This is a genomic window from Chryseobacterium sp. Leaf394 (genome assembly GCF_001424105.1).
In the GTDB taxonomy this organism is placed as follows: domain Bacteria; phylum Bacteroidota; class Bacteroidia; order Flavobacteriales; family Weeksellaceae; genus Chryseobacterium.
In genome coordinates, this window is record NZ_LMQH01000014.1 from 42,529 (window position 1) to 48,841 (window position 6,313).

At 38.1% G+C, this 6,313-nt stretch carries 6 protein-coding genes and 1 pseudogene; 2 read left to right on the top strand and 5 right to left on the bottom strand.

Features of this window, described 5'->3' with window-relative positions; genetic code table 11:
- Together ASG21_RS18075 and ASG21_RS18080 are read left to right on the top strand one after the other, a co-directional pair.
- Positions 1-440: pseudogene (locus ASG21_RS18075) on the top strand (ankyrin repeat domain-containing protein); the annotation flags it as partial.
- 4 nt (positions 441-444) lie between these two features.
- Complete coding sequence (locus tag ASG21_RS18080; RefSeq protein WP_056084042.1) at positions 445-1,188, top strand: T9SS type A sorting domain-containing protein; 744 nt, start codon at positions 445-447, stop codon at positions 1,186-1,188.
- A 180-nt stretch (positions 1,189-1,368) separates the two neighbouring features.
- Here the strand turns inward: ASG21_RS18080 and ASG21_RS18085 are convergent, their stop codons facing one another.
- From ASG21_RS18085 to ASG21_RS18110, 5 genes are all read right to left on the bottom strand, one after another.
- Positions 1,369-1,902, bottom strand: coding sequence for a hypothetical protein (locus tag ASG21_RS18085; protein ID WP_056084045.1), 534 nt, complete (start codon positions 1,900-1,902; stop codon positions 1,369-1,371).
- 205 nt (positions 1,903-2,107) lie between these two features.
- Entirely contained in the window at positions 2,108-3,202 is a 1,095-nt protein-coding gene (locus tag ASG21_RS18095) for a GTP-binding protein (protein ID WP_056084051.1), read from the bottom strand.
- Between the two features lie 313 nt (positions 3,203-3,515).
- Entirely contained in the window at positions 3,516-4,313 is a 798-nt protein-coding gene (locus ASG21_RS18100) for a hypothetical protein (RefSeq protein ID WP_056084052.1), read from the bottom strand.
- Positions 4,314-4,322: 9 nt separating this feature from the next.
- Complete coding sequence (locus tag ASG21_RS18105) at positions 4,323-5,153, bottom strand: hypothetical protein (protein ID WP_056084055.1); 831 nt, start codon at positions 5,151-5,153, stop codon at positions 4,323-4,325.
- An 11-nt stretch (positions 5,154-5,164) separates the two neighbouring features.
- Positions 5,165-6,289, bottom strand: a complete 1,125-nt coding sequence (locus tag ASG21_RS18110; protein ID WP_056084058.1) for a hypothetical protein — start codon at positions 6,287-6,289, stop codon at positions 5,165-5,167.
- Between the last annotated feature and the right edge of the window lie 24 nt (positions 6,290-6,313).

Consider the following 6,313-nt stretch of genomic DNA (forward strand, 5'->3'; position numbering starts at 1 on the left):
CCAGAAGCGGAACGGTTGCAGAGCTGAAAGATCTGATGAAAAATAATCCTGATGTCATCAATCAAACCAATGAAAACGGATTTTCACCCTTAATTTTGGCTTGCTACCGGGGAAATACTGAAGTCGCAGATTTTTTAATCGATAACGTAAAAGATGTGGATTATAAAAGTCAGGATGGTACGGCATTGGCTGGACTTTCAGTACGTTACAACAGATCTTTGGCGGAACATTTATTAAAGAAAAATGCAAACCCCAATATTGCAGACGGTACCGGAACGACACCCTTATTTTGGGCAGTAAAATCAGGAAATAAAGAACTTGTTGAGCTTTTACTCCAATATAAAGCCGATAAATCAATGAAAGATTCAATGGGAATGACTCCTTTTGAATATGCTTTAAAGGCAGACAATAAAGAAATTATCAACCTTTTAAAAAATTAAAAATATGAAAAAACTTCTACTCATTTCAGGTTTAGCTTTGGCAAGCATTGCACAGGCTCAGTTTTCGTCAGGAACAGTGAATTTAACTGCAGCTGCAATGACCGTAAAATTGGATACCAACACAACGACAGCGACGATCACCTTAACTGGCGACAGCAATTCTATGATGGGAATTGGTTTCGGATCTTCAGGTATGGCGAGTGGTTCAGACGGTTTTATTTACAACTCATCACCCAACCGGGACTATACTTTTGGAGGATTTAATACTCCATCTGCAGACACTGTACAAGACTGGACCCAAACTTCAAATACAGTTTCAGGAAGCACAAGAACTGTTGTAGCAACGCGAAGTCTTACAGGCGGAGCGGGCGATTTTGCCATTCCAAATGCCGCAGGAACAATCAATATTTTCTACGCGCGAACGGGTGGAGGAACAGGAATCGCTTATCATGGCGGAAGCCGTGGCTACGCTTCTTTAACGTTGGGAGCTACCTTGAGCACCAAAGATTTGTCGGCTGAAAGTAAAAAAGTTTCTCTTTATCCAAATCCGGCGAGGGAATCAGTCAGTTTTAAAAATGCAGATTTGGTTAAATCTGTCGAAATTCTTGATTCTACAGGAAGAAAAGTAAAATCCACAACATTGGAAGGAGAAACTTTAAATATTTCCGATTTAAATGCAGGCAGTTACTACTTTGAAATTGCTTTGAAAGATGGAAGCGTGAGCTATGAGAAATTAATTAAATTATAAATGAAAGCCACTGGGAAGTGGCTTTTTTGCTTAATATCTTTGCATGTAGTCTTTTCTGAGAATATATTGTAGCAAAGGCTATTTCTGCTTTTTAAACCTCATAGGTTTCTGAAACCTATGAGGTTTATAGTTTATCTCTTCTAATTTTTTGCTGACAGAAAATTAATCAAATCAGGATGTCTATTTTGCAGAAAAGGATTCCAGCTTTGAGGAGAAAAGAAAGATGAACAATGCTGAATAAAGCTTACATTGGTCTTCTGTCCATCTATCGTAAAAGAACCTTCCACAGGAGTCATATTTACAATTTTCGGAATACGCATAATCAAATTGCGTCACAGTTTTATCAGCTTTGAAATTCCCAAAACTCTCAGAAGCTTTCAGTCCCAGAAAAATACAGTCTGTTGGTTTTACAATCTTCACCACTTCCGCAAAGACTGCCCATCCATTTTTAAAGTCAGCACTATTCGGCTGCTCTCTTTTTTCACCATTAAAACTGCTGTAATCCATGGATCTCTGAATGAAATTATAAAAAGATATATGCTTCCATAGCTCAGATTTAGTCGGCTTTTTCTGTAACAGTGCCTGCCAAAAATTATCTAATAACAGATACTTACATAAATTCTGAATCTGCGTTTCATCAATCAGTTTTCTGGTGAAAAATGGGTCTTGATGTCTTAGCAAATCTTCCTCATATTCTGCTTTTGTCTTTCCCATTGCGTAATGAGATTCGCCAACGATGAGTAATCTTCTGCGTCGAAAAACTCCGAACCTACCCACGGGAGGCGGGAGAGGTTTGGGATTTTGGCGAGGGCGTGGTCTTTTTGATGGAAAAGCGTCATTATTTATTAGTAAGTATGGTTCTTCAAACTTAACTGGTTTCAAAAACCAGTTAGGCTTGCAATATGGGATGGATTACAAACTACTGTTTTAAACTATTGAATATTTCTAAAGCTAAAGCTTCTGCATCATTTATCATTTCATTACCTACCGAAGAAGTCATTTTAAAACCAATTCCTGCAGAAATGGCCAGACCAACCAAAGGTATCCATTTTGAAGCCGTCTTTGATGCTGCACTAAGGGCAAATCTTTTTAATAAAATCATTATCGCTTCTTTACCAAGATATTTTGCAACATATTGTGAAATTTTCGCTAATGCGGCTCTAAGCTTTGCAGTATTTGATAAATCTAAAAATGACTCATAATATTCTTGACTGCTTTTTGTTAATCCGTATATATTAGTTATATCGTTTGCCATTTTGACAAGCAATCCTATATCAACTGAAATATCTAATCCTGGTATGGGATTAAGTCCATTAGCCGCAGATAAAGCTGCGTATCTAGACACTATTTTTTCTGCTACTACCCTTTTTTCTGTAATCATTCTGGTTGAGGACGCTGTAACATCTGCAATAAATCTTTCTTTTTTTATCTTATTTAGGTTTTTTGCAATGTCTTCAATCAATTTGTTAAAATCATACTTAAAAGGATTTTCTGCGGAAACTAAATAAATTCCACTAGATTTAATTCCTTGAAGATTGTTATTTAAATCATCAAAAATGTTTTTTAGAGTTTCTGATTCGGAAACCCCACGTTTTTCAGCGCTAGTGATCGATTGGTCAATTTTATTCCTAACTGCAAATACAGGAATACCTATTTTTGAAACCTCTTTTATTAAAAACAAATCATCTTCATAAAATCTGTCTGAAGTTACTAAAATAACACAGTCAAAATCTCTAATTCCAGTTTTTTCAATGTAAGTTTCTTTTGGAAAATTTTTAGTAGAACTACCTGGTAAGTCATAAAATAAAAGTCCTTTGTGTTCAAATGGTTTGCTAATATCCATAGTGGTTTCAACTTCTCCAACAGCAGAAATTATTTCACCTGCAATGGCATTCATTAGTGATGATTTTCCTGTTCCACTTCGTCCAATAATGCCACATTTAACCTTTGCATTATGAAAGTTCTCGAGATCTTTTTTAAATTGTTGTAGGACATCATTAATTTCTGAATTCATATTATTTTTAAATTTTTGTTTTTACCACGTACTCTCGAAAGTTTTCCGCAACCCTTTTTTTTCACAAATCTACTCCCAAACCCAGACAAACCGCGTCCGAGTAAAAAGCATTTTAATTTTGTCGCTAAACTAATAATTAGTCTTTATAAAATTTTACGTGATACCGTACTTCGACATGTTATTATGAATTATTTCAAAAATTTAATATAAAACTTAAAAGATCTCAGAAAACTCGTAATGTATCATAAAAAAAAATCTTCCTCCCAAACAGAAAAAACTGTTCAGGAGGAAGAAAAATAAAAATTCACTGGTGTTAATCAATCATTTTTGTGATCACCATCGAATAGGATGTACGGATCAAAAGATTACTTCTTGTGAAACCATTGCCTGTGTCAAACTCAAACTTTGTTTTGATAGGAGTTGGACTGGTTAAGGTGAGGTAAAAGGTACCCTGAAAAAATCTGAAAGTACTTGATAACTGAACTTCTCTGTTTTGTTCTGTGAGTACAGCATTGGTGGTTGCATTTATCAAATATGACCGTGTGGCAGTTAGTACGTGTCCAAGGTAGGTGGTGTTGGCAGGACCTGTATTGTTTGCGCCATTATCCACCGCATCCACTCCGTATCTGATGATGTATTTTCCTGCCGGCAAAGTGATGGTTTCGGTATCTGCGGCAAGTGATGCTCCGGTGATTTTGTTGCTGATAACGCTTAATGGTTTTGCAACATTATTAGTGCTGTTTACCGGTATCAGGGGTGTTTGTTCTGAAGGACTGTTGATAATCAGAGACATCGATTGCGGCTCTGATCCGGCAACGATAAATCTCTGCCACTGGTTTTTTATCCAGACATAATATCCTTTTGGATGCGTTGATGCGCCACCTTTATTGTAGATAACGAGTCCGTCAGCGGGATTTGCGACTGGGCTCGAAACACTGTTCAGTGTAAGCAGGTCATATTGCGGAAACAGCACACCTTTGTTGGTAGATGTCACATCTAATGAGCTGCTGGGATCGGGAGTTGTGGTATTGATCCCTATCGACTGCGAAAAGAAATTTTCGCCCGAAAAGAGGAATATAACCGTTACTATGTGTAAGATATGTTTTATCATTGTTTTGTATTATTGGTTCAGAATAGCTCTTTGGATATCTAATTTTGCATTGGTAATGATGATGGCTCCGTTGTTTGGATTAGTGCCACCCAAGCCATTTTGATAAGTTCCACCATTGTCGTGGGCGATGCTAGGTAATAGATTGATAGGAGTTGCGGAGTCTGTTGCAAAAGAAAAACTTAAATTCAGAAAATGCGATCTCGCACCCGCGGCCGCTATCGATGTTGCATTGATGCTTACTGTGTCTCCATATTGGGTACCTGTAGCCGGGTCGATCAGTTTTACCAGATATTGGTGAAGGTGAATGGGTGTAGCTCCTATTCCGGCAGTGGTGCCTTCCAAAGCCGTTCTGACGTTTAGGGATAAATTCACAATATATCCGCTGTTGCCCGGAAGTGTAATCACTCCGGTAGTAGAATTGTAGCTGGTTCCTGAACTGTTTGAAACAGTTGTAAAGCCAATATCGTTGAAATTTTTAAAGGTTCCATTGCTTAAACCACCTAAAATAGTGTAATCTGTAGTGCGCTGCAGAATCATGTAATCTACCAGATTATGGGAATCTGATAAGAGATTCCACCTGCTGTTTCTCCAGACATAGATTCCGGAAATGATGGTATTTCCCTTATTGAAAACAATCAGTCCATTCCCAGGATTACTTACCGGTTTGGTATTGTCAAATACATCAACAATATCTACTCTTGGCAGGAGAACTCCTTTATTGTTGTAACTGGTAACTTCAAGTGCTGCCGAAGCGGTACTGACGGGCACATCGCTGATAACTACCTGACTGTATACTGTATTAAAAAAGATCAGTAAAATAACTGAAATATAATTTTTCATATTTAATTCTATTAAAGTTTAGTTATTCTGATAAAAGATCCGCTCGGGATAACATTTACCAAATCATAAAATGTGCTTCCTTGCATTCTTCCCAAACGGAGTCTTAATGCTGACATGATGTTAACATTGGCATTTGCAGGAACATTGCACACATAGCTCCACGATGCATAATGGTTTACATTTACTTTAGAAAGCACAGGTATTTCCTTTCTGTTTCTGGGCACGGCAGTGATGTTTCCGGTAGTATTGTTGTAAGTCTCGGGGTAAAAATCTACGAAGTATCCCATCAGATAAAAATCGCTTCCTGATAGCGGTGCTGTTGGAGGATTGTTGGGAACCGGATTGTCAGCAGGCGGAGAGTTAAGATTTAATTTCAGTTCTACCAGATAATTTCCCTGAGGAAGTACAAGAGAGTAAGATCCTGAAGTGTTATTAATGATTTTAAAACCTGCAATATTCGAGAAAGGAGAAATAGTAGGATTGTTTACGAGCAGTTCAAAGCTAATTCCCTGTGTCGCATTGTTAAGACCTGAATGATTTCCTGTAAATCCTACAAAAGCAATTTTCGGGGTGTCATCCGCATCGATGGCAGCCTGCCATCTGTTCACAGAAGGACTGGAATCAAAATAATGAAGCGTCTGTCTGTTGCTGTTAACTCCGCCGTTGTAAGCTAAAAGTCCGTCAGCAGGTGCACTTACGGGTGTTGTAAGGCTGTTTAAGTTTGTAAGATTTAATCTGGGAAGCAACAAGCCTTTATTTCCTCCTGAAACAGTCACTGTCGGAACACCTGTATATCGGCTTCCACCATTATTCAGTGTTATAGCAGTGATTACACCTGCGGTTACAGTGGCTGTAGCTGTTGCCTTGGTACCACCGTTGAGGATGGCTCCACCACCCAAAAAGTTAACCGTCGGTACAGTTTTGTAACCACTTCCACCGTTGGTGACTGTTACGCTTGTCACAGCACCTCCGGAAATTGTGGCAACTGCTGTTGCGGGTACACCTTCAAAATTTTCTATGTGCAGTAAAGCACTGTTATCGGGTGTGCTTGTATTAATCCCTACACTGCCGGTCTGTGAAAAAGCCACAGTAGAAAATACGGCACAGAGTGAGACTAAGATTTTCTTGATAGTCATTTTTTTTTTTTTTTTTTTTTAATT